We start from the raw sequence: 751 nt of genomic DNA on the forward strand, positions 1-751 counted from the left end.
CATGCCTTTTCGAACCGTGGTGATACTCGCGGCCGCCGCCATCGTGCTGGCCGGCTGTGTCGTGGTGCCGGCGCGTCCGGCCTATTACCGGCCCGCGCCGGTCGTCGTATATTGAGCACGCCGGCCGCCGCTTACGCGACCGGGCGGCCGGCACCCGATCGACCCGATCGCCATGCAGCCTGAAACGGATGCCGATGAAACGGACCTTGCCGAGGCCGTGTGCGATGCGCGCGGCGATCCCGAACCGCCAGTGTGGCGGGGGCGGGTAATGGCGCGGCGCATGCAAGGAGAGCACGACGATGAGTTTCAGTCTGCCGGCGGGCGCGTCAACGATCGCGCCGCGGCACAGACGCGCGATGCGCTGGAGCGCCCCGCGTTGAGCGACGGCGATCCGGACGCGGCCCTGGTCGCACGGGTCGGCGCGCGCGACGCGTCGGCCGTGCGCATGCTCGTCGCGCGCAAGCTGCCGCGGCTGCTCGCACTCGCGACGCGCATGCTCGGCGACCGCACGGAAGCCGAGGACGTCGCACAGGAGACGTTCTTGCGGATCTGGAAACAGGCGCCGGGCTGGCGCGAAGGCGAGGCGCGGTTCGACACGTGGCTGCATCGCGTCGTGCTGAATCTGTGCTACGACCGCTTGCGCGGCCGCCGCGAGGAGCCGGTCGACGTGTTGCCCGACGTGCCCGATCCGCAACCGGAGCCGGCCACGCGTGCGGAGACCCGCTCGCGCGACGCGAGATCGGAAGCGCAC

General features: G+C 71.6%; 1 protein-coding gene. It reads left to right on the plus strand.

Annotated features, from left to right (window positions below):
- Positions 1–172: 172 nt before the first annotated feature.
- Positions 173–751 (plus strand): sigma-70 family RNA polymerase sigma factor (locus G3N93_RS41210; RefSeq protein WP_206135664.1); only part of this gene is annotated, 579 nt, incomplete at its 3' end.

Origin of the sequence: Burkholderia sp. Se-20378, from assembly GCF_017104665.1 — a bacterium.
GTDB classification, from domain to species: domain Bacteria; phylum Pseudomonadota; class Gammaproteobacteria; order Burkholderiales; family Burkholderiaceae; genus Burkholderia; species Burkholderia lata.